The 19601-nt window shown below is 58.0% G+C and carries 16 protein-coding genes; 13 read left to right on the top strand and 3 right to left on the bottom strand.

Annotated features, from left to right (window positions below; all coding sequences use genetic code 11):
• The first annotated feature begins 262 nt into the window (after window positions 1–262).
• A complete protein-coding gene (locus ACJ8HT_RS18100) occupies window positions 263–1549 on the top strand; it encodes a dicarboxylate/amino acid:cation symporter (RefSeq protein ID WP_126180510.1) in 1287 nt (428 codons plus the stop codon).
• A 260-nt stretch (window positions 1550–1809) separates the two neighbouring features.
• Window positions 1810–3312, top strand: coding sequence for a M16 family metallopeptidase (locus ACJ8HT_RS18095; RefSeq protein ID WP_197653131.1), 1503 nt, complete (start codon window positions 1810–1812; stop codon window positions 3310–3312).
• Window positions 3313–3337: 25 nt separating this feature from the next.
• Here ACJ8HT_RS18095 and ppiC read toward each other — a convergent pair whose 3' ends face one another.
• A complete protein-coding gene (ppiC, locus tag ACJ8HT_RS18090; protein ID WP_004934175.1) occupies window positions 3338–3619 on the bottom strand; it encodes a peptidylprolyl isomerase PpiC in 282 nt (93 codons plus the stop codon).
• 109 nt (window positions 3620–3728) lie between these two features.
• Here ppiC and rep point away from each other — a divergent pair, with 109 nt between their 5' ends.
• Window positions 3729–5753, top strand: coding sequence for a DNA helicase Rep (gene rep, locus ACJ8HT_RS18085; RefSeq protein ID WP_004934177.1), 2025 nt, complete (start codon window positions 3729–3731; stop codon window positions 5751–5753).
• A 177-nt stretch (window positions 5754–5930) separates the two neighbouring features.
• Here rep and ppx read toward each other — a convergent pair whose 3' ends face one another.
• Entirely contained in the window at window positions 5931–7427 is a 1497-nt protein-coding gene (ppx, locus tag ACJ8HT_RS18080; RefSeq protein WP_047729463.1) for an exopolyphosphatase, read from the bottom strand.
• A 5-nt stretch (window positions 7428–7432) separates the two neighbouring features.
• Window positions 7433–8719 (bottom strand): ATP-dependent RNA helicase RhlB, encoded by a 1287-nt coding sequence (gene rhlB, locus ACJ8HT_RS18075; protein WP_060424233.1) that lies wholly within the window; start codon window positions 8717–8719, stop codon window positions 7433–7435.
• A 131-nt stretch (window positions 8720–8850) separates the two neighbouring features.
• Between rhlB and trxA the strand changes: the two genes are divergently transcribed.
• From trxA to rffA, 10 genes are all read left to right on the top strand, one after another.
• Entirely contained in the window at window positions 8851–9177 is a 327-nt protein-coding gene (gene trxA / locus ACJ8HT_RS18070) for a thioredoxin TrxA (RefSeq protein ID WP_004934187.1), read from the top strand.
• 400 nt (window positions 9178–9577) lie between these two features.
• Window positions 9578–10837, top strand: a complete 1260-nt coding sequence (gene rho, locus ACJ8HT_RS18065; RefSeq protein WP_004934188.1) for a transcription termination factor Rho — start codon at window positions 9578–9580, stop codon at window positions 10835–10837.
• Between the two features lie 296 nt (window positions 10838–11133).
• Window positions 11134–12231: a UDP-N-acetylglucosamine--undecaprenyl-phosphate N-acetylglucosaminephosphotransferase gene (gene wecA / locus ACJ8HT_RS18060; protein WP_004934192.1), complete on the top strand. Its 1098-nt coding sequence runs from the start codon at window positions 11134–11136 to the stop codon at window positions 12229–12231.
• A gap of 20 nt (window positions 12232–12251) precedes the next feature.
• Window positions 12252–13304 (top strand): ECA polysaccharide chain length modulation protein, encoded by a 1053-nt coding sequence (wzzE, locus tag ACJ8HT_RS18055; RefSeq protein WP_029988858.1) that lies wholly within the window; start codon window positions 12252–12254, stop codon window positions 13302–13304.
• 86 nt (window positions 13305–13390) lie between these two features.
• Window positions 13391–14521: a non-hydrolyzing UDP-N-acetylglucosamine 2-epimerase gene (wecB, locus tag ACJ8HT_RS18050; RefSeq protein ID WP_194572437.1), complete on the top strand. Its 1131-nt coding sequence runs from the start codon at window positions 13391–13393 to the stop codon at window positions 14519–14521.
• Entirely contained in the window at window positions 14518–15780 is a 1263-nt protein-coding gene (gene wecC / locus ACJ8HT_RS18045) for a UDP-N-acetyl-D-mannosamine dehydrogenase (RefSeq protein ID WP_197653130.1), read from the top strand. Before wecB ends, wecC begins: the two co-directional genes overlap by 4 nt.
• A complete protein-coding gene (rffG, locus tag ACJ8HT_RS18040; RefSeq protein WP_197653129.1) occupies window positions 15777–16844 on the top strand; it encodes a dTDP-glucose 4,6-dehydratase in 1068 nt (355 codons plus the stop codon). Before wecC ends, rffG begins: the two co-directional genes overlap by 4 nt.
• A 49-nt stretch (window positions 16845–16893) precedes the next feature.
• Window positions 16894–17775 carry a glucose-1-phosphate thymidylyltransferase RfbA gene (gene rfbA, locus ACJ8HT_RS18035; protein WP_141957672.1) on the top strand — a complete coding sequence of 294 codons (882 nt, stop codon included), beginning with the start codon at window positions 16894–16896 and terminating at the stop codon, window positions 17773–17775.
• Entirely contained in the window at window positions 17753–18484 is a 732-nt protein-coding gene (gene rffC / locus ACJ8HT_RS18030; RefSeq protein ID WP_194572439.1) for a dTDP-4-amino-4,6-dideoxy-D-galactose acyltransferase, read from the top strand. Before rfbA ends, rffC begins: the two co-directional genes overlap by 23 nt.
• A complete protein-coding gene (rffA, locus tag ACJ8HT_RS18025; protein ID WP_064290658.1) occupies window positions 18471–19601 on the top strand; it encodes a dTDP-4-amino-4,6-dideoxygalactose transaminase in 1131 nt (376 codons plus the stop codon). Before rffC ends, rffA begins: the two co-directional genes overlap by 14 nt.

Raw genomic sequence — 19601 nt, 5'->3', positions numbered from 1 at the left:
CTTTTCCGGTACTTTTCCCCGTCCGAAAATCGCTACTCCCCACCTACCTCGTTTGCGTTAGTGCAAACAAAGGCTTACGCAATTTTCAGTTTTGCATCCAGACTGACGCGTTTCAGCTCTTAAATTCACATCAACTCCGCGGGGTGGGTGCAACAAATTATTTCCATGTTGTTAAGTGGGTGTTATTTTCCGCGCAAGCAATGAACAGGCTGGATTTTTAGACTGCTGCCTGGTGCGTGTCTTCCCCCCATAGGATGTTCATATGAAAACAACGATCTTTAAGAGCCTCTATTTTCAGGTGCTGACGGCGATCACGCTGGGTATCCTGCTTGGCCATTTCTATCCTGACCTCGGCGCCGAGATGAAACCTCTGGGCGATGGCTTCGTCAAACTGATCAAGATGATTATCGCCCCGGTGATCTTCTGCACCGTGGTGACCGGCATCGCCGGCATGGAAAGCATGAAGGCGGTGGGCCGCACCGGCGCCATCGCGCTACTGTATTTTGAAATCGTCAGCACCATCGCGCTGATTATCGGCCTGGTGATCGTCAACCTGGTGCAACCGGGCGCCGGCATGAACGTCGATCCCGGCACGCTGGACGCCAAAGCGGTAGCGGTCTACGCCGAGCAGGCACAGCAGCAGGGCATCATTCCGTTCCTGCTGGATATCATTCCCGGCAGCGTGATCGGCGCGTTCGCCAGCGGCAACATTCTGCAGGTGCTGCTGTTCGCGGTGCTGTTCGGCTTCGCCCTGCATCGTCTGGGCGAGAAAGGGCAGCTGATTTTCAACGTGATCGACAGCTTCTCGCGGGTGATTTTCGGCATCATCAACATGATCATGCGCCTGGCGCCGCTGGGGGCCTTCGGCGCCATGGCGTTCACCATCGGTAAATACGGCGTCGGCACCCTGGTGCAACTCGGCCAGCTGATCGTGTGCTTCTACATTACCTGTATCCTGTTCGTGGTGGTGGTACTGGGCAGCATCGCCCGCGCCAACGGCTTCAGCATCTTCAAATTCGTCAACTACATCAAAGAAGAGCTGCTGATCGTGCTGGGGACCTCGTCGTCCGAGTCCGCGCTGCCGCGCATGCTGGATAAAATGGAGAAGCTGGGCTGCAAGAAGTCGGTGGTGGGCCTGGTGATCCCGACCGGGTACTCCTTTAACCTGGACGGCACGTCTATCTACCTGACCATGGCCGCGGTGTTTATCGCGCAGGCGACCAATGCCCACATGGACATCATGCATCAGGTTACCCTGCTGGTGGTGCTGTTGCTCTCCTCCAAAGGGGCGGCGGGCGTGACCGGCAGCGGCTTTATCGTGCTGGCCGCCACCATCTCCGCCGTCGGCCATCTGCCGTTGGCCGGTCTGGCGCTGATCCTCGGCATCGACCGCTTCATGTCGGAAGCCCGCGCGCTGACCAACCTGGTGGGCAACGGGGTGGCGACCGTGGTGGTGGCGAAGTGGTGCGATCAATTGGATGAGAAACAGCTGAAAGACACGCTGAACAATAAAAACGCCGGCGCGGACAAAACGCTGCCTTCCGCCTGATATTGGCGGCACCTCACCGGCCGCAGCCGCAGCCGGTGAGGTACAACTCCTGCCTCGTAACGATTTCTTGCATTAAAAACCCCGCTATCTATTATTTTTCACTCTAATGAGTGACATCCGCAAAGGCGCGCGGTCTAACACGATGGTACACTTTCTGCTTTCCGCCCCACTGTGAAACTCAGGGCGTATTTTTATGATTCCATTGAATGGAATACACGCATTTGCATAAGAAATTGGATAGTCATTAAGTAGGGGTTCACATGCAGGGCACCAGAATTCATCTTATAGTTGGTGGGCTGCTATTGGCTGCCGCCAGTAGCAGCGTGCAGGCTGAAGCACTACAACCCGATCCTGCCTGGCAGCAGGGGTCGCTGGCCAACGGGTTTTCATGGCAGATTCTCGATACGCCGCAGCGGCCAAGCGACCGCGTGGAGCTGCGGTTGATCGTCAATACCGGCTCCCTGGTGGAGTCTTCGCAGCAGACCGGCTTCGCCCATCTGCTGCCGCGGCTGGCGTTGGCGCGCAGCGAAAGCTTTACCGCGCCGCAGCTGCGCGCCCTGTGGCAACAGAGCGTGGATAACGAGCGGCCGCTGCCGCCGGCTATCATCTCGTATGATTTCACCATGTATAACCTCAGCCTGCCGAACAACCGGCCCGATCTGCTGAAGGAAGCGCTGGCCTGGCTGGCGGACACCACCGGCAAACTGGCGATCGACGAGCATACGGTGCACGCGGTGATGAATTCCAGCATCAATCCGGTCGGCACTTTCCCGCCCAATACCAAAGATGCCTGGTGGCGTTACCGCCTGAAAGGCTCGACGCTGCTGGCGCACGATCCGGCGCAGCCGGCGAAACGGCCGGTCAATCTCGAGCAGCTGAAGAAATTCTATCAACAGTGGTATACCCCGGACGCCATGACGCTGTTCGTGGTCGGTAAGGTGGACAGCCGCAGCCTGGGCGAACAGATCAACAAGGCGTTCTCGCCGCTGCAGGGCAAACGTGAAACCCCGGCCCCGATGCCGACGCTCACTCCGCTGCCGCAGCAGCCGGTAAGCCTGATCAGCGAGCAGGTGAAGCAGGATACGCTGTCTATCATGTGGGATTCGCCGTGGCATCCGATTCGCGATTCGCAGAGTCTGCTCCGCTACTGGCGTGGCGATCTTGCCCGCGAGGCGCTGTTCTGGCATCTACAGCAGACGCTGGAAAAAAGCGACCAGAAGAACCTGCATCTGGGCTTTGACTGCCGCGTGCAGTACCAGCGCGGGCAGTGCGCCATCCATCTGGATACGCCGAACAACAACCTGAACGGCAGCCTGGGCTTTATCGCCCGCGAGCTGGCCAACGTGCGTGACAACGGCCTGTCCAAAGAGGAATTCGATGCGCTGCTGGCGCAGAAAAACGATCAGCTGAGCAAGCTGTTCGCGACCTATGCCCGTACCGATACCGACGTGCTGATGAGCCAGCGCCTGCGTTCGCAGCAGAGCGGGGTGGTGGATATCGCGCCGGAGCTGTATCAGAAGCTGCGTCAGGAGTTCCTGTCCAGCCTGACGCTGGAGACGCTGAATCAGGCGCTGAAGCTGCAGCTTTCTCAGGAGGCGACGCTGGTGCTGATGCAGCCGAAGGGCGAGCCGGAAATGAGCATGAAGCAGCTGCAGGAAACCTATGACGGCATCATGATGCCGGCGCCGGCGGTGGTGACGGAAGAAGCCAAACCGGCCGACACCGCGGTGGCTGCGCCGGCGATGGACGCCGGCGCGCAGTAATGCACAGCAGGGGGCTCAGGCCCCCTCAGTTGCGGTACAGCACCTTGATGATGTGGTAACCGAACTGGGTTTTGACCGGGCCGTAAGGTTTGAGCAGCGGGATGCTGAACACCGCTTTATCGAACGCCGGCACCATCGCGCCCTTGTTGAATTCGCCCAGCGAGCCGCCGTTGCGTTTTGACGGGCAGCTCGAGTATTTGCGCGCCAGCGTGTCGAAGCTGACGCCGCGCTTCAGCTTGGCCAGCAGCTCGTTGGCCAGCTTTTCATTGTCTACCAGAATGTGCAGGGCGCACGCCGTTTTTGCCATGGTAATGCCTTTGTTGATGCGAAAATTGCGCTGATTATACCCGCTAAATCTCATCGGCGCTTTCTGCTACAATTCCCTTCCACGTTTTACAGTCGAGCAAGCCAGCACCATGCGATTAAACCCCAGCCAACAACAAGCCGTCGAATTCGTTACCGGGCCCTGCCTGGTGTTGGCCGGTGCCGGTTCCGGCAAGACGCGCGTTATCACCAACAAGATAGCCCACCTGATCCACCACTGTGGCTACCAGGCGCGGCACATCGCCGCCGTGACCTTTACCAACAAGGCCGCACGCGAGATGAAAGAGCGCGTGTCGCAAACCCTGGGGCGTAAAGAGGCGCGCGGGCTGATGATTTCCACCTTCCATACCCTGGGGCTGGAGATCATCAAACGGGAATACGTGGCGTTGGGGATGAAGTCCAACTTCTCGCTGTTCGATGACCAGGATCAGCTGGCGCTGTTGAAAGAGCTGACCGAAAAGTGGCTGGAAAGCGACAAAACGCTGGTGGCGCAGCTGATCTCGACCATCTCCAACTGGAAAAACGACCTGATCGATCCCCAGCGGGCGGCGGAGCTGGCGCGCTCGGAGCGCGACAAGCTGTTCGCCCACTGCTACGGCCTGTACCACGCCCATATGCGGGCGTGCAACGTGCTGGACTTCGATGACCTGATCCTGTTGCCGACGCTATTGTTGCAACGCAACGAAGAGGTGCGCGAACGCTGGCAGCAGCGTATTCGCTATCTGCTGGTGGATGAGTACCAGGATACCAACACCAGCCAGTACGAGCTGGTTAAGCTGCTGGTGGGCAACCGCGCTCGCTTTACCGTGGTGGGTGACGACGACCAGTCGATCTACTCCTGGCGCGGCGCGCGGCCGCAGAACCTGGTGCTGCTGAAGGAAGATTTCCCGGCGCTGCAGGTGATCAAGCTGGAGCAAAACTACCGTTCCAGCGAGCGTATTCTGAAGGCGGCCAACATTCTGATCGCCAATAACCCGCACGTGTTTGAAAAACGGCTGTTTTCCGAGCTGGGGTATGGTGAAGAGCTGAAAGTGGTGACCGCCAACAACGAGGATCACGAAGCCGAGCGGGTGGTGGGGGAGCTGATCGCCCACCACTTCGTGAAAAAGACCAACTACGGCGACTATGCGATCCTGTACCGCGGCAACCACCAGTCGCGGGTGTTTGAAAAGATGCTGATGCAGAACCGCATCCCGTACAAGATTTCCGGCGGTACGTCGTTCTTCTCGCGCCCCGAGATCAAGGATCTGCTGGCCTACCTGCGCGTGCTGACCAACCCGGAGGACGACAGCGCCTTCCTGCGCATCGTCAATACCCCCAAGCGTGAGATCGGCCCGGCGACGCTGCAGAAGCTCGGCGAATGGGCCAACCAGCGCAACAAGAGTTTATTCCACGCCAGTTTCGATCTGGGGCTGAGCCAGCACTTGACCGGGCGCGGGCTGGAGTCATTGCAGCGCTTTACCCACTGGCTCGGCGGTATCGCCCAGCAGGCGGAACGTGAGCCGGTGGCGGCGGTGCGCGATCTGATCCGCGGCGTAGACTATGAGAGCTGGCTATTTGAAACCTCGACCAGCCCAAAGGCCGCTGAAATGCGGATGAAGAACGTCAACACGCTGTTCGGCTGGATGACCGAGATGCTGGAAGGCAACGATCTGGACGAGCCGATGACGTTGACCCAGGTGGTGACGCGCTTCACCCTGCGCGACATGATGGAGCGCGGTGAAAGCGAAGAAGAGCTGGATCAGGTACAGCTGATGACGCTGCACGCTTCCAAAGGGCTGGAGTTCCCCTACGTATTCCTGGTGGGCATGGAAGAGGGCCTGCTGCCGCACCAGAGCAGCATCGATGAAGACAATGTCGATGAAGAGCGGCGTCTGGCCTATGTGGGGATCACCCGCGCGCAAAAAGAGCTGATCTTCACCCTGTGCCGCGAGCGCCGTCAGTACGGCGAACTGGTGCGGCCGGAGCCGAGCCGCTTCCTGCTGGAGCTGCCGCAGGACGATTTGGCGTGGGAAACCGAGCGCAAAGTGGTGAGCCCGCAGGAGCGGATGCAGAAGGGGCAAAGCCATCTGGCCAATATCCGCGCCCAGCTGGCCAAGGCCAAAGGCGGGAATTAAAAAGACAGGGCTAGATTACTGACAAAGGAGGAAAAGCGTGGTTTTTCCTCCTTTGAGGTTATCAGCCGAAAATCAATGAATTGATTTTCCTTATTTTTTATATGCTGTCTTCTGTAAACTTGGCAATGTCATCAGGTTTGCCATTAACCTTCAGGCGCTCATCGCGCCCTGGTCATTTCAACGCTGTTCTTCCAACCGCAGCGTCCAGTGGACGTAGCTCTGCCAGTGGCTTTCCTGCTCTAGCGCCTCGGCGCGCAGCGGATGCTGTTCCAGCCAACCCGGCGGCAAGATCACCGTCAGTTCATCGTCCTGATTGGCGCGTAACCGCACCGCCGGCAGCGTGTCATCGCGGCGGCGGCTGGCGAAGATGATCGCCAGGCGCAAAATGCGGCACAGACGCTGCGCAGTGCGCGGCGGCAGGGCGTTTTGCTGGTTCAACAGCGACAGGTCGAGGGTGTTGCTCTGGTTTTGCAGCAGGGTGGCCAGCAGTTTTTTCTGCGCCGGAGTAAAGCCGGGTAAGTCCAGGTGGCGGATTAGATAAGCGGCGTGTTGCGGCGCCTGCTTGAAATCGACGCTGAGGCCGAGTTCGTGGATCAGACTGGCGCTGTGCAACAGCTCGCGACATCGCGCATCCAGCTGCCACTCGTTGGCGACCTGCTGCGAGAAGTTGGCGGCGAGTTGGCTGACGCGTTCGGCCTGCTCGGTGTCGATCAGGTAGCGGCGCTGCAGGTTGCGGATGGTGCGGATGCGAATATCCTGTTCCACCGGCAGATGCAGCATGCCGTAAACCAGGCCCTCACGCAGCGCCCCGCCGGCCAGCATCATGCTCTCGATGCCCAGCTCCTGGAAGATGGCCAACAGAATGGACAGGCCACTCGGGAACACCAGCGCACGCTCCAGCGTCAACCCTTCGATCTCCAGCTCTTCCAGCTTGCCGCACTGAATGGCGCGCTGTTTCAGCTGACGCAGCTTGGGCAGGGTGATGCGTTCATCCATGCCTTGCGCCACCATGATCTCCTGCAGCGCCTGCACGGTGCCGGAAGCGCCGACGCAGATCTGCCAACCTTGCTGGCGCAGCTGCGGAGCGATCGGCCGCACCATTTCGCGCGCGGCCTGTTCGGCGCGTTCGAAGTTTTCTTGCCCAAGGTTGCGATCGCTGAAGTAGCGTTCCAGCCAGGTGACGCAACCCATCGACAGGCTATACAGCTGCGATGCCTGTGCGCCGGTGCCGGTGACCAGTTCGGTGCTGCCGCCGCCGATGTCGACGACCAGCCGCCGATCCGGCCCGCCGGTGGTGTGCGCAACGCCGTGATAAATCAGCCGCGCTTCTTCTTCGCCGCTGATCACCTGCACCGGGCAGCCGAGGATTTGCTCGGCGACCTGCAGGAACTCATCGGCGTTGGACGCCAGGCGCAGCGTGGCGGTGGCGACGACGCGGATCTGCTCGCGCGGAATGTCCTGCAGGCGTTCAGAGAACAGCCGCAGGCACTGCCAGCCGCGTTGCATGGCCTCATGCGACAGGTGGTTGTTCTGATCCAGTCCGGCTGCCAGGCGCACCTTGCGCTTGATGCGCGCCAAAGTCTGAATGCTGCCGGCCACCTCGCGCACCACCAACATGTGGAAGCTGTTGGAGCCGAGATCGATGGCAGCATAAAGCGTGCTGGAACTGAGCATGGCGATCAGCTCGAACGTTTACGGTTGCTGCGCGGCGCACCGCCGCGACGAGGCGCGGAGTTGCGACGTGGGCCGTTGCCGCCGCGCGGACGCGACAGGCGCTTCGGCGCCGGCAAATCGGTCAGCAGCGCATCGCTGTTGTACTTGCTCACCGGAATGCTGTGGTCGATATAGGTCTCGATCGCCGGCAGGTTGAGCGCGTACTCTTCACACGCCAGGCTGATGGAGTGGCCGCTGGCGCCTGCGCGGCCGGTACGGCCGATGCGGTGCACGTAGTCTTCGCAGTCGTCAGGCAAATCGTAGTTGAAAACGTGCGTGACGGAAGGGATGTGCAGGCCGCGCGCAGCGACGTCGGTGGCGACCAGGATATCGAGGTTGCCCTTGGTGAAGTCGTCGAGGATACGCAGGCGTTTTTTCTGCGCCACGTCACCGGTCAGCAGGCCGACGCGGTGACCGTCGGCGGCCAGATGGCCCCAGATGTCTTCGCAGCGGTGCTTGGTGTTGGCGAAGATGATGGCGCGATCCGGCCACTCTTCTTCAATCAGCGTCTGCAGCAGGCGCATTTTTTCTTCGTTGGACGGGTAGAACAGCTCTTCTTTAATGCGGTGGCCGGTTTTCTGTTCCGGTTCCACTTCAACATATTCGGCGTTGTTCATCTGCTCGAAGGCCAGTTCGCGTACGCGATAGGACAGAGTGGCGGAGAACAGCATGTTCAGGCGTTGATCGGCCGTAGGCATACGGCGGAACAGCCAACGGATGTCTTTGATAAAGCCGAGATCGTACATGCGATCGGCTTCATCCAGCACGACGACCTGCATCGCGCCGAGATCGACATAGTTCTGTTTGGTGTAATCGATTAAACGGCCGGTGGTGCCAATCAGAATGTCCACGCCGCTTTCCAGCACTTTCAGCTGTTTGTCGTAGCCGTCGCCGCCGTAGGCCAGGCCCAGTTTCAGGCCGGTGCTCTGGGAGAGCGCTTCTGCATCGGAGTGGATTTGCACCGCCAGTTCACGCGTAGGCGCCATGATCAAGGCGCGCGGCTGATTGGTCTGGCGATCCTGTTTCGCCGGGTGAGTCAGCAAATAGTGAAAAGTAGACGCCAAAAACGCCAGCGTCTTTCCGGTACCGGTTTGCGCCTGACCTGCAACGTCACGCCCGGAGAGCGTGAGCGGCAATGCTAACGCCTGGATGGGCGTGCAATTGTGAAACCCTTTTTTCTCAAGGGCTTCAAGGACTAACGGGTGCAGGGCGAAGTCGGAAAACTTCTGTTCAGTCAAGTGTGTTTTGCTCATAGTGTGGTAGAATATCAGCTAACTATTGCTTTACGAAAGCACATCCGTTGAAATAAACGCGGTGCAATAAAATCACCTTGAGTTGGTTAATGCTACACCAACAAGGTAGACATAATCCTGTGGAGTAGAACATGAGCGATAAAATTATTCACCTGACTGACAGCAGCTTCGAAGCCGATGTGCTGAAAGCGGAAGGGCCGATCCTGGTCGATTTCTGGGCTGAATGGTGTGGGCCGTGCAAGATGATTGCTCCGATTCTGGATGAGATTGCCGAAGAGTTCGAAGGCAAACTGACCATCACCAAGCTGAATATCGATCAGAACCCGGCTACCGCGCCTAAGTACGGTATCCGTGGTATCCCTACGCTGTTGCTGTTCAAGAACGGTGAAGTGGCCGCGACCAAGGTTGGCGCGTTGTCCAAAGGTCAGCTCAAAGATTTCCTGAACGCGAATCTGTAATCGGTCGGGAAGCCCAGTATCAGGCGCCTGGCGGTGATGTTCAATTCACCGCTAGACGCCTGCCAAGAAGCGTGTTAAGTTTAACCACACTGCATATAGAACTTGCCCGAAGTTTTAAATCTAAAGAGTTTGAATCTAAAGCTATACTCTGTGTCGAACCACTGGCGTTGAAAGTAAACTGAACTCAGCCCGTGTTTTGGCAATCAAACGGTTTTGCAAAAATCATTTTTAAGGTACCTTCGATCTTCAACCGTCAATGCGTGCGCCCGATGTAAGCCATTTCTTACCGCGACGGCTCTGCGCCCGGTGATCGAACGTCCAGTAAACAGGCACGCATCTCGCTGCCATACCATTCACGATACAAGTTCGAGACATACCCCGAGTTTAAGAACCCACCACTATGAATCTTACCGAATTAAAGAATACGCCGGTTTCTGAGCTGATTACTCTCGGCGAAAATATGGGGCTGGAAAACCTTGCCCGCATGCGCAAGCAGGACATTATCTTCTCCATTCTGAAGCAACATGCGAAAAGCGGAGAAGATATCTTCGGCGACGGCGTGCTCGAGATATTGCAGGATGGATTCGGTTTCCTCCGCTCTGGAGACAGTTCCTACCTCGCCGGTCCCGACGACATCTACGTATCCCCTAGCCAAATCCGCCGCTTCAACCTCCGCACAGGTGACACCATTTCCGGTAAGATTCGTCCGCCAAAAGAAGGCGAGCGCTATTTTGCCCTGTTGAAAGTCAACGAAGTCAACTACGACAAGCCGGAAAACGCCCGCAGCAAGATCCTGTTCGAGAACTTGACGCCGCTGCACGCCAATTCCCGTCTGCGTATGGAGCGCGGCAACGGTTCGACCGAAGACCTGACGGCGCGCGTACTGGATCTGGCGGCGCCGATTGGCCGCGGCCAGCGTGGCCTGATCGTGGCACCGCCGAAAGCCGGTAAAACCATGCTGCTGCAGAACATTGCGCAGAGCATCGCCTACAACCACCCTGACTGCGTGCTGATGGTGCTGCTGATCGACGAACGTCCGGAAGAAGTAACCGAGATGCAGCGTCTGGTGAAAGGCGAAGTGATCGCATCGACCTTCGACGAACCGGCTTCGCGTCACGTGCAAGTGGCCGAAATGGTGATCGAGAAGGCCAAGCGCCTGGTTGAGCACAAGAAAGACGTGATCATTCTGCTCGACTCCATCACCCGTCTGGCGCGTGCCTACAACACCGTGGTACCGGCCTCAGGCAAGGTGCTGACCGGTGGTGTGGATGCCAACGCCCTGCATCGTCCGAAGCGCTTCTTCGGTGCGGCACGTAACGTGGAAGAGGGCGGCAGCCTGACCATCATCGCGACCGCGCTGGTTGATACCGGTTCGAAGATGGACGAAGTGATCTACGAAGAATTTAAAGGTACCGGCAACATGGAATTGCACCTGGCGCGTAAAATCGCCGAGAAACGCGTATTCCCTGCGATCGATTACAACCGCTCCGGTACCCGTAAAGAAGAGCTGCTCACCACCTCCGAAGAGCTGCAGAAAATGTGGATCCTGCGCAAAATCATCCATCCGATGGGTGAAATTGACGCGATGGAGTTCCTCATTAATAAGTTGGCGATGACTAAAACCAACGATGAATTCTTCGATATGATGAAACGCTCATAATTCGTTAAAAAATTCGCTGAACGCCACGCCTAGTCGTGGCGTTTTTCGCTTTTGGCGGATACGATAAGTAGCAGTAATGGAAAAGTAAGTTGTTTCCTCGACTTATTGAGAATTCATCTTGTTTGTCGGTTGGCTCTGCGCCGATCGGCTTTGCTGCTGTCATTTTGTCAGCCGAAGCGAAGAAAATAGGCATGAATCACCGTTGTCATAGGAAATGACCGAAAGGTGGCGGGGGCCGATGGCACAAGCTATTGCCCGTGGTAAGCTGCCTTATCTTCTACAGAGATCTGTTAACTGTGAACTTACTCACTATGAGTACTGAAATTCTATTTGTTTTCCTGTTTTCTTTGGCTTTTCTCTTTGTTGCCCGCAAGGCGGCAAAACGTATTGGTCTGGTAGATAAACCCAATTATCGCAAACGCCATCAGGGGCTGATTCCGCTGGTCGGCGGTATTTCCGTTTATGCCGGGCTGTGCTTCGCGTTTTGGATTTCTGAACAACCTATCGCGCACGCCAAGCTTTATCTTACCTGCGCCGGCATTCTGGTGTTTGTGGGCGCGCTCGACGATCGTTTCGACATCAGCGTTAAAATCCGCGCCCTGGTGCAGGCGTTGGTCGGCATCGCCATGATGGTGTTCGCCGGCCTCTATCTGCGCAGCTTCGGCCATGTGCTGGGCGACTGGGAGATGCTGCTGGGGCCGTTCGGTTATCTGGTGACGCTGTTCGCGGTATGGGCGGCGATCAACGCCTTCAACATGGTCGACGGTATCGATGGCCTGCTGGGGGGCTTGTCGTGCGTCTCCTTCGGCGCGCTGGGCCTGTTGCTGTACCTGAGCGGTCATCATGAGCTGGCGTTCTGGTGCTTTGCGATGATTGCCACCATCGTTCCCTATATTTTGCTCAACCTCGGCATCCTCGGCCGCCGTTATAAGGTGTTCATGGGAGATGCCGGCAGTACCCTGATCGGCTTTACCGCCATTTGGCTGCTGCTGCAAAGCTCGCAGGGAAAGGCACACTCGATTAACCCGGTGACCGCGCTGTGGATCATCGCTATTCCGCTGATGGACATGATAGCAATCATGTATCGTCGTTTACGCAAGGGGATGAGCCCCTTCTCTCCCGATCGTCAACATATTCACCACCTGATCATGCGCGCCGGCTTTACGCCGCGGCAGGCTTTCGTGTTGATCACCCTGGCGGCCGCACTGCTGGCGGCGGTTGGCGTGATCGGCGAACGCCTGACTTTTATCCCCGAGTGGGTTATGTTGGCATTATTCTTGCTTGCGTTCTTCCTGTACGGTTACTGCATCAAGCGCGCCTGGCGGGTTGCGCGGTACATTAAGCGTATCAAGCGTCGCCTGCGGCGTTCGAGCGATAACAAGCAAGTATCTTAACCAGAGGCTTTTTGGCTGTGATGAATCCAGAAACAACGTCTGACAAGCATACCCCGGCGGTAGATAACGAACTCGATATCCGCGGCCTGTGCTGCACTCTGTGGCGCGGCAAACCGTGGATTATCGGCATTGCGGTGCTGTTCGCGGCGGTCGCGCTGATCGTCTCTTATCTGGTTAAGCAAGAGTGGAGCGCGACCGCCATCACGGACAGACCTACGGTGAATGCGCTGGGCGGTTACTACTCGCAGCAGCAGTTCCTGCGTAATCTGGACGTGCGCACGCTGCCGGCGACGGCCGGCGATCAGCCGAGCATCGCGGATGAAGCGTACAATGAGTTCATCATGCAGCTGGCGGCTTACGATACGCGTCGCGATTTCTGGCTGCAGAGCGATTACTACAAGCAGCGTCAGGAAGGGGATGCCCGCGCCGATGCGGCGTTGCTTGACGAGCTGATCAACAACATCCTGTTCACGCCGCGCGACGACAAGAAAGTGCCGAACGACGGCGTGAAGCTGACGGCAGAAACCGCCGCGGACGCCAACCGCCTGCTGCGTCAATACGTGGCTTTCGCCAGCCACCGCGCAGCCCTGCACCTGAACGAAGAGATTCAGGGGGCGTGGGCCGCCCGCACCACCTCGATGAAGGCTCAGGTCAAACGTCAGGAAGCGGTGGCGGAGTCGGTTTACAAGCGTGAGCTGAACACCACGCAGCAGGCGCTGAAAATTGCCGAGAGCCAGGGGATAAGCCGCACGCAAACCGACACCCCGGCCGAGCAATTGCCGGATTCGGATCTGTTCCTGTTGGGCCGGCCAATGCTGCAGGCGCGCCTGGAAGGCCTGCAGGCTTCCGGCCCGACCTATGACCTGGATTACGATCAGAACCGCGCGATGCTGGCGACGCTGAACGTTGGCCCGACGTTAGATGAGAAGTTCCAGACCTATCGCTATTTGCGTACGCCGGAAGAGCCGGTAAAACGCGACAGCCCACGCCGGGTCTTCTGGCTGATTCTGTGGGGCGCGATGGGCGCTTTGGTTGGCGCGGGTGTTGCCTTGGCGCGTCGGCCGCGTAGTTAAAAAATAATATAATAATCTGATGCAGGGCGCGTGAGCGCCCCATTCGCAGGCGGGGCCTGCGATTAACCGACCAAAAGAGATTCGCTGTGAAAGTGTTGACTGTTTTCGGCACCAGGCCGGAAGCCATTAAAATGGCACCGCTGGTACATGCACTGGCCCAGGATGAGGCCTTTGACGCAAGAGTCTGCGTAACGGCACAGCATCGTGAGATGTTGGATCAGGTATTGCGGTTGTTTGAGATTACGCCGGATTACGACCTGAACATCATGAAACCTGGCCAGGGGCTAACGGAAATCACCTGCCGCATCCTGGAAGGGCTGAAAGGGGTGCTGGAAGACTTCAAACCGGATGTGGTGCTGGTGCACGGCGATACCACTACCACGCTGGCGACCAGCCTGGCGGCGTTCTATCAACGCATCCCTGTCGGGCATGTCGAGGCCGGATTGCGCACCGGCAATCTGTATTCTCCCTGGCCGGAAGAGGCCAACCGCAAACTGACCGGCCATCTGGCGATGTACCATTTTGCGCCAACCGAGAACTCGCGCCAAAATCTGTTGCGCGAGCTGCTGCCGGACAACCGTATTTTCGTGACCGGCAATACGGTGATCGACGCGTTGTTCTGGGTGCGCGATCGCGTGATGAGCGATGCCGCGCTGCAGGCTGGCCTGGCGCAGCGTTACCCGTTCCTCGACGCCGACAAGAAACTGATTCTGGTCACCGGCCATCGCCGCGAAAGTTTTGGCGGCGGCTTTGAGCGAATTTGCAGCGCGTTGGCGGAAATCGCCCGCAGCCACCCGGAAGTGCAGGTAGTGTATCCGGTGCATCTCAATCCGAACGTCAGTGAGCCGGTGAATCGGATTCTGAAAGGTATCGACAACGTCATGTTGATCGAACCGCAGGATTATCTGCCGTTTGTCTATTTGATGACCCAGGCTTACATGATCCTGACCGACTCCGGCGGCATTCAGGAAGAGGCACCATCGTTAGGCAAACCGGTGCTGGTGATGCGCGACACCACCGAACGCCCGGAGGCGATAGATGCGGGTACGGTGCGTTTGGTCGGCACTGATGTGGCCAACATTGTTGAAGCGGTGACCCGGCTGTTGACGGACGAAAGCGAATATCACGCGATGAGTCGGGCGCACAACCCATACGGTGACGGACATGCCTGTCAGCGTATTCTCGAAGCTTTAAAGAATCATCAGGTGACACTATGAGTTTTGACACTATTTCAGTTATCGGCCTGGGTTATATCGGCTTGCCAACGGCGGCGGCGTTTGCTTCCCGCAAGAAAAAAGTGGTGGGCGTAGATGTTAACCAACATGCGGTAGATACCATTAACCGCGGCGCGATCCACATCGTTGAGCCGGATCTGGACAAAGTGGTCAAGGACGCCGTCGACGGCGGTTTCCTGCAGGCGGTGACCAAACCGCTGGCGGCCGATGCGTTCCTGATCGCAGTGCCTACGCCGTTCAAGGGCGATCACGAGCCGGATCTGGCCTATGTCGAAGCGGCGGCGAAATCGCTGGCGCCGGTGCTGAAAAAAGGCGATCTGGTGATCCTCGAGTCCACCTCGCCTGTGGGTGCCACCGAACAGATGGCGGAATGGCTGGCGCAGTCGCGCAGCGATCTCAGCTTCCCGCAGCAAGCGGGCGAGGCGGCGGACGTGAATATCGCCTACTGCCCGGAGCGCGTGCTGCCGGGGCAGGTCATGGTGGAGCTGATTCAAAATGACCGCGTGATCGGCGGCATGACGCCGAAGTGCTCGGAACGTGCCAGCGCGCTGTACAAGATTTTCCTCGAAGGTGAATGCGTGATCACCAATTCGCGCACCGCCGAGATGTGCAAGCTGACGGAAAACAGCTTCCGTGACGTGAATATCGCCTTTGCCAACGAACTGTCGTTGATCTGCGCCGAACAGGGGATCAACGTTTGGGAACTGATTCGCTTGGCGAACCGCCATCCACGGGTAAATATTCTGCAGCCGGGACCGGGCGTCGGCGGCCACTGCATCGCCGTCGATCCGTGGTTTATCGTGGCGCAGAACCCGCAGCAGGCGCGCCTGATTCACACCGCACGTCTGGTGAATGATGGCAAACCGCTGTGGGTGGTCGACCGCGTGAAAGCGGCGGTGGCCGATTGCCTGGCCGCCACCGACAAGCGCGCGTCCGAGGTGAAAATCGCCTGCTTCGGCCTGGCCTTCAAACCCAATATCGACGACCTGCGTGAAAGCCCGGCGGTAGAAGTCGCACACCTGATCGCCGAATGGCACATCGGCGAGACGCTGGCGGTGGAACCGAACGTTGAACAGCTGCCGAAGTCGCTGGCGGGCCATGTGACGTTGACGCCAATCGCTGAGGCGTTGCAGCAGGCCGATGTGATCGTGATGTTGGTCGATCACCAGCAGTTCAAGGCTATCCGACCGGAAGAAATCAAACAAACCTGGGTGGTCGATACCAAGGGAGTCTGGCGTTGAAACGTATCTTAGTGACCGGTGGTGCCGGCTTTATCGGTTCTGCGGTCGTGCGACACATCATCGAAGCCACCGATGACAGCGTGGTGGTGGTGGATAAGCTGACCTATGCCGGCAACCTTGAATCGCTGGCGGGGGTCGCTGAGAACGGGCGTTATGTTTTCGAACAGGTCGACATTTGCGATCGCGCCGAGTTGGATCGGGTATTTGCCCAGTATCAGCCGGACGTGGTGATGCACCTGGCGGCGGAAAGTCATGTCGATCGCTCTATCGACGGCCCGGCGGCGTTTATCGAGACCAATGTGGTCGGCACTTATACCCTGTTGGAAGCGGCGCGCCGCTACTGGCAACCGCTGGAGGCGGAGAAGAAACTGGCTTTCCGCTTCCATCATATCTCCACCGATGAAGTGTACGGCGATCTGCACGGCACCGACGATCTATTCACAGAAACCACACCGTATGCGCCGAGCAGCCCGTATTCTGCCTCCAAGGCGTCGAGCGATCATCTCGTGCGCGCCTGGCTGCGCACCTACGGCTTGCCGACTCTCGTGACCAACTGTTCGAACAACTACGGCCCTTATCACTTCCCGGAGAAGCTGATTCCGTTGGTGATCCTGAATGCGGTAGCCGGCAAACCGCTGCCGGTATACGGCAACGGCGCGCAGGTGCGCGACTGGCTGTATGTCGAGGATCACGCGCGCGCGCTGTATCAGGTCGTGACCGAAGGCGTGGTGGGCGAAACGTACAATATCGGCGGTCATAACGAGCGCAAGAATATCGAAGTGGTGCTGACCATCTGCGAGCTGCTGGAAGAGCTGGCGCCGAACAAGCCGCAGGGTGTGGCGAACTACCGCGATTTGATCACTTACGTGCAGGATCGTCCGGGCCACGATATGCGTTATGCCATCGACGCCGGCAAAATCGATCGTGAATTGGGCTGGAGGCCGCAGGAAACCTTCGAAAGCGGCCTTCGCAAAACGGTGGTTTGGTACCTGAACAACGAAACCTGGTGGCGCCGCGTGCAAGACGGTTCTTATGCCGGCGAGCGTTTAGGACTGTCCGAGTGAATATCATGCCGTGTTGCCTGTGGGTGGCGTGGCTGATTTGGGAGCAAGTATGAAAGGTATTGTGCTGGCCGGAGGTTCCGGTACGCGCCTGCATCCGATTACCCGCGGCGTATCGAAACAGCTGTTGCCAATTTACGATAAGCCGATGATCTATTACCCGTTGTCGGTGCTGATGCTGGCGGGAATCAAAGACATTCTGATTATCTCCACGCCGGAAGATCTGCCTTCATTCAAGCGGCTTTTGGGCAGCGGCGAAGCGTTTGGCATCAATCTCAGCTATGCCGAACAGCCAAGTCCCGATGGCCTGGCTCAGGCATTTTTGATCGGCGAAGAATTTTTGGCCGGTGAGCCGAGCTGTCTGGTATTGGGTGACAATATTTACTTTGGCCAGGGGTTCAGCCCCAAGCTGAAAAGCGTTGCAGCGCGCACCACCGGTGCGACCGTGTTCGGTTATCAGGTGATGGATCCCGAGCGTTTTGGCGTCGTAGAGTTTGATGATCGCTATCGGGCGCTGTCGATCGAAGAAAAGCCGGCTAAACCGAAATCTAACTGGGCGGTGACTGGGTTGTATTTCTACGATGCCCAGGTCGTGGAGTTCGCCAAGCAGATTAAACCTTCACCTCGGGGTGAATTGGAAATCACCAGCATCAACCAGATGTATCTGGAGCGCGGAGAGCTCACCGTCGAGCTGCTGGGGCGCGGTTTCGCCTGGCTGGACACCGGCACTCACGACAGTCTGCTGGAAGCCAGCAGCTTCGTGCAGACGGTTGAGAAACGCCAGGGCTTTAAAATCGCCTGCCTTGAGGAGATCGCCTGGCGCAATGGTTGGCTGGATGATGAGGGCGTGAAACGCGCGGCTCAGACGTTGGCCAAAACCGGTTACGGCAAATACTTACTGGATTTACTGCATGCGCGTCCACGCCAGTATTGAACCGCTGAATTGGGAGAGCGACTTCTTCCAATTAGAGAGCGCCAAGTTACATTTCGATAGCTCGGCGGCACCCGTGGTCGAGGCCGACTTGGATGCCTATGCGTTAGTGCAGGCCAAAATCCCCGCTTACCGCCTGGAGTGGGCCGATGCGCTGTCTACGCTGGGATTCCGGCTGGTCGAAGGGGAAGTGGATCTGGCGGTGAACGTTGTGCCAGAACGCACGACGGCCGATGTTGTTTCGGCGGTTGCGATGCGTCTGGCCGTTCCCGAGGACATTCCGTCGCTTCGGGCGGCGGCCGGCGAGGTGTTCGCCGCCAGCCGGTTTCGCGCACCGTGGTACGATCGCGCCGATAGCGGGCGATTCTATGCGGCCTGGATCGAAAAAGCGGTGCTGGGCACCTTTGATCATCAATGCTTGCTGGTATTGAACAACCAGGGGCAACCTGAAGGCTTTGTCAGCCTGCGTGACATTGGCGGCCAGGAAATGCGTATTGGCCTGCTGGCGGCTTTCCCCGGCGTATCCGGTCGGGGCATCGGCACTCGGCTGATGGCAGCGGCGATCGCCGAATGTCGGCGTCAAGGTATGCAGCGCCTGCGGGTTGCGACCCAGGTTGGCAATATCGCCGCATTACGACTCTATCAACGACAGGGTGCCGTGATTGAAAGCACCGCGTACTGGTTATACAGAGGTAGACATGATTCCATTTAACGCTCCACCGGTTGTTGGCACTGAACAGGAATATATGCAGGCTGCCATGAGCAGCGGCAAACTATGCGGCGACGGCGGTTTTACTCGTCGCTGCCAGCAGTGGATGGAACAGCGTTTCGGCAGCGCGAAGGTGTTGTTGACACCTTCTTGCACCGCGTCGTTGGAAATGGCCGCCATCCTGCTGGATATTCAGCCGGGTGACGAAGTGATCATGCCGAGCTTTACCTTCGTCTCCACCGCCAACGCCTTTGTGTTGCGCGGCGCCAAAGTGGTGTTCGTCGACCTGCGTCCGGATACCATGAACATCGACGAAACCAAAATCGAAGCGGCGATCACCGATAAAACCCGCGCAATCGTGCCGGTGCACTATGCTGGCGTCGCCTGCGAGATGGATACCATCATGGCGCTGGCGAAGAAATATAATCTGTTCGTGGTGGAAGACGCCGCGCAGGGCGTGATGTCGACCTACAAAGGCAAAGCATTGGGCACCATTGGCCATATCGGCTGCTTCAGCTTCCATGAAACCAAAAACTATACCGCCGGCGGCGAAGGCGGTGCGACGCTGGTGAACGATCCGGCTCTGGTCGATCGGGCGGAAGTCATCCGCGAGAAAGGCACCAACCGCAGCCAGTTCTTCCGTGGTCAGGTCGACAAATATACCTGGCGCGACATCGGCTCCAGCTATCTGATGTCTGACCTGCAGGCCGCCTACCTGTGGGGGCAGTTGGAGGTGGCGGAACGCATCAACCAGCGCCGCCTGGCGCTGTGGCAAAAGTATTACGACAGTTTCCTGCCGTTGGCGCAGGCCGGCCGCATCGAGCTACCGAGCGTGCCGGCAGATTGCGAGCACAATGCGCACATGTTCTATATCAAGCTGCGTGATATCGACGATCGCACCGCATTTATCGACTATTTGAAAGAAGCCGAGATCATGACGGTGTTCCACTATATCCCGCTGCACGCGTGCCCGGCTGGCGAACAGTTCGGTCGCTTTGCCGGCGAAGATCGCTATACCAGCCAGGAAAGCGCGCGTCTGGTGCGCCTGCCGCTGTTCTACAATCTGTCCGATGCCAATCAACGTACGGTTATCAATAGCATACTGAGCTTCTTCGCCTAA

This window comes from Serratia sp. CY44782 (assembly GCF_052168715.1).
Taxonomy (GTDB): domain Bacteria; phylum Pseudomonadota; class Gammaproteobacteria; order Enterobacterales; family Enterobacteriaceae; genus Serratia; species Serratia nevei.
The sequence above is the reverse complement of the archived record's forward strand: the minus strand, read 5'-3'. Positions and strand labels throughout refer to the sequence as shown.

Bases quoted from the DNA above. Each gene is read 5' to 3' on its own strand.
- rfbA (WP_141957672.1), top strand. From the start codon at position 16,894: ATGAAAGGTATTGTGCTGGCCGGAGGTTCCGGTACGCGCCTGCATCCG.
- rep (WP_004934177.1), top strand. From the start codon at position 3,729: ATGCGATTAAACCCCAGCCAACAACAAGCCGTCGAATTCGTTACCGGG.
- trxA (WP_004934187.1), top strand. From the start codon at position 8,851: ATGAGCGATAAAATTATTCACCTGACTGACAGCAGCTTCGAAGCCGAT.
- ppiC (WP_004934175.1), bottom strand. From the start codon at position 3,619: ATGGCAAAAACGGCGTGCGCCCTGCACATTCTGGTAGACAATGAAAAG.
- rffA (WP_064290658.1), top strand. From the start codon at position 18,471: ATGATTCCATTTAACGCTCCACCGGTTGTTGGCACTGAACAGGAATAT.
- wecC (WP_197653130.1), top strand. From the start codon at position 14,518: ATGAGTTTTGACACTATTTCAGTTATCGGCCTGGGTTATATCGGCTTG.
- rho (WP_004934188.1), top strand. From the start codon at position 9,578: ATGAATCTTACCGAATTAAAGAATACGCCGGTTTCTGAGCTGATTACT.
- rffC (WP_194572439.1), top strand. From the start codon at position 17,753: ATGCGCGTCCACGCCAGTATTGAACCGCTGAATTGGGAGAGCGACTTC.
- ppx (WP_047729463.1), bottom strand. From the start codon at position 7,427: ATGCTCAGTTCCAGCACGCTTTATGCTGCCATCGATCTCGGCTCCAAC.
- ACJ8HT_RS18100 (WP_126180510.1), top strand. From the start codon at position 263: ATGAAAACAACGATCTTTAAGAGCCTCTATTTTCAGGTGCTGACGGCG.
- rhlB (WP_060424233.1), bottom strand. From the start codon at position 8,719: ATGAGCAAAACACACTTGACTGAACAGAAGTTTTCCGACTTCGCCCTG.
- ACJ8HT_RS18095 (WP_197653131.1), top strand. From the start codon at position 1,810: ATGCAGGGCACCAGAATTCATCTTATAGTTGGTGGGCTGCTATTGGCT.
- wzzE (WP_029988858.1), top strand. From the start codon at position 12,252: ATGAATCCAGAAACAACGTCTGACAAGCATACCCCGGCGGTAGATAAC.